Source organism: Desulfatibacillum alkenivorans DSM 16219, assembly GCF_900142135.1.
Taxonomy (GTDB): domain Bacteria; phylum Desulfobacterota; class Desulfobacteria; order Desulfobacterales; family Desulfatibacillaceae; genus Desulfatibacillum; species Desulfatibacillum alkenivorans.
This window is the reverse complement of sequence record NZ_FQZU01000086.1, coordinates 1-2,415: the sequence shown is the minus strand read 5'-3', so window position 1 is coordinate 2,415 and position 2,415 is coordinate 1. Positions and strand designations below refer to the sequence as shown.

4 protein-coding genes are annotated in these 2,415 nt (G+C 50.5%); 3 read left to right on the top strand and 1 reads right to left on the bottom strand.

Annotated features, from left to right (window positions below):
* Positions 1 to 327 precede the first annotated feature (327 nt).
* Positions 328 to 525, top strand: coding sequence for a hypothetical protein (locus BUE18_RS27085; protein WP_073479230.1), 198 nt, complete (start codon positions 328 to 330; stop codon positions 523 to 525).
* 128 nt (positions 526 to 653) lie between these two features.
* A complete protein-coding gene (locus tag BUE18_RS27080) occupies positions 654 to 881 on the top strand; it encodes a helix-turn-helix transcriptional regulator (RefSeq protein ID WP_073479229.1) in 228 nt (75 codons plus the stop codon).
* Between the two features lie 106 nt (positions 882 to 987).
* On the opposite strand, the gene BUE18_RS27075 is transcribed toward BUE18_RS27080, so the two are convergent.
* Positions 988 to 1,734 carry a class I SAM-dependent methyltransferase gene (locus BUE18_RS27075; RefSeq protein ID WP_211482855.1) on the bottom strand — a complete coding sequence of 249 codons (747 nt, stop codon included), beginning with the start codon at positions 1,732 to 1,734 and terminating at the stop codon, positions 988 to 990.
* Positions 1,735 to 2,077: 343 nt separating this feature from the next.
* On the opposite strand from BUE18_RS27075, the gene BUE18_RS27070 reads away from it, so the two are divergent.
* The coding region (locus BUE18_RS27070) for a type IV toxin-antitoxin system AbiEi family antitoxin domain-containing protein (protein ID WP_170868488.1) at positions 2,078 to 2,415 on the top strand (338 nt) is incomplete at its 3' end.

Genomic DNA, 2,415 nt, shown 5'->3' with positions numbered 1-2,415 from the left:
TTTGGCTTCGGTTTGCATGCCCAAAGAGTGACCGGATGTAAATTTGCGCATAGGGTGACGAACCATGCCAGCCAACCTGGGAACACGTCACCCCCGTTGGAACAACGATACCCCAGGTGAAAGCGAAACCTTCAGAGCCCGCGCCCCAGTAACCCACCATGGTTCTTATTGGTGAGGCACTTCCAATCTGATCTCTCTTCTTAAAGATAACTTGAAGTGGACTGCGAAACGGAGAACGCCTGGCGGGTCCGGCCAGCAAGGGAGGTGGAGGGAATCCATTTTCGATTTGCCGGTTAGAATCAACAACCAAAGAAAGAGGAGGAAATTATGAGCGAATCACAAGGAAAACGGTCAAAACCCAAGCAAATAGTAGGGAAGGTCGAACTGCACCAAGGGGGTGGAGTTGATATTACCAGTCAAGAAATCCATTATTATGAAGACCTTGATCAATTCTCACAAGAGGCCATCGTTGACATGGTCACATCAATACTCAGGAAAAAATCTAAAAGAGGCCCTGATGATTGAAAAACACATGGCGAACCTTTTGCCAACGGTTGCGATTGGGTTTTCAAAAATATGTTGATCGAGACTGCCCTTGGCCATGCACCAGAGGGCGGTGACGTCACGACATTATTTTTCGGGCAGAACGGACAATGAAAAAGGAAACGGCCAATATAAAAGCTGGCAAAAAGAAGTTCGCGAAACGCATGCTGAATTTTGACGAGCTTGCCGAATACATTGGGTTGAGCCCACAGACTATCCGGAATAAGTTTTATGCAGGAGAGTTCCCGATTCCTGCGAAGAAGATTTATTCCAAAACCCTTTGGGATATCAAGGACGTAGACAAGTACCTTGATCAGCTCCCAAAAGTCGACGGTTGAAAGAAAGATCGGGAAACCATAATCCCGGCACCGGGAAATGGGAAATAATGTAAGTTCGATATGGTGACGCCGATGGCGAGACGGATTCAGTCCGTAGGCTTGGACCTTATCCAAACCTCGCGACATAAAACACGTACCCGTAATAATCCGAGTAGTTTTTGAAAAGGTCGATTTCTGTTCGCTCCATGGCCAGAACCTCCTGCCCGGCCGGGTTGTCCGCCCATTTCTCTTCCAGAATCTCCAGGCGTTTTTCCAGAGGACCGTAATAATGGTCCCACCAAGCGGATTCCGGCAGGACAAAATGCCCTATTATCTCTCCACCGCAGGCTTGGATGATATCCAGGTTGCCCTCAATGTTCTTCATGAGCGGGTAGCCTTCATCCCAGAACTGCTTCACCCGGGCAGGGGGTTCAGACTTCAGCCAGGTGGCCTCCGTCACAGCAAGGTATCCGCCGGGCGCCAAAAGGGGCGACCAGGAGTGGATGCCCTTTTCAAAACCCATGATGTAAATGGCGCCCTCGCTCCAGATCAGATCAAAAGAAGCGGGTGGAAAAAACAGGGCTTCCATGTCCCCCTGCATAGCCGTAACCCTGTCGGCCATCCCTTCCTTTTCAATATTTTTCTGTAGTTCTTCCACATATTGAGTGAAAAAATCCACCCCCGTGATGGGTCCATCCAGAGCCTGGGCCAAGTCCATGGTTTGCATTCCAGGTCCGCAGCCCACGTCCAGAACCCTGGGGGCCGAAGGCAGTCCTGCGCAGAGTTTCAATGCTTTCAGAGTGGATGCCGTGTTTCCAGGCCCCTGGCGGGGCATATTCTGGTGAATTTCCAAAAACAATTGCATTTCGTCCATATCATCATCCTCATCTGTGTTTGTTGGCGGCCCGATCATACCCGATTTCCACAGCCAACCCAACCGGAATTCTCTAAAGATTTGCAGAGCGGGGTTACTAAAGAAGGAACATTATTACCGTTTTGAATGAAGCGGCGGCTGTCCTTCGGGTGGAGAACTCCGGGCCATACCAATAAGCCGCCTCACGCACCGCATACTTGACGGATAATTGATTTGTGACTCTTTTTCCACCACCTTTCTTGCCGTTATGTCAAATTTTCCGGCAATTAGATTTGACAGAATGACTAGATAAGAATATTATGGTCCTTCTTATCTCGCCTTTCCGTCAATAATGGGGCCAGCCATGAAGTACCAGGTTTTCTTTTCCAAACAACCCGTCTTCACCCTTGAGGAACTGGACGCCGCCCTCGAATCCAGAGGGTCGCCCAGTTCCAAAAAACGGAAGGCCATGCTTGCCTATTACCGGAAGCAGGGCAGGCTGATCATGGTGAGGCGTGGCCTGTATGCCGTCGTGCCCGAGGGAATGGACCCGGACACCGCGCCGGTGGACCCTTTTCTTCTCGCCGGCAAGATGACGCCCGACTCAATCCTGGCCTACCACACCGCCCTTCAATTCCATGGCAAGGCGTACACGGTGAGGAATGATTTTCATTACCTGTCCCGCACCAAATCCGTCCCGTT

Bases quoted from the DNA above. Each gene is read 5' to 3' on its own strand.
- BUE18_RS27075 (WP_211482855.1), bottom strand. From the start codon at position 1,734: ATGGACGAAATGCAATTGTTTTTGGAAATTCACCAGAATATGCCCCGC.
- BUE18_RS27085 (WP_073479230.1), top strand. From the start codon at position 328: ATGAGCGAATCACAAGGAAAACGGTCAAAACCCAAGCAAATAGTAGGG.
- BUE18_RS27080 (WP_073479229.1), top strand. From the start codon at position 654: ATGAAAAAGGAAACGGCCAATATAAAAGCTGGCAAAAAGAAGTTCGCG.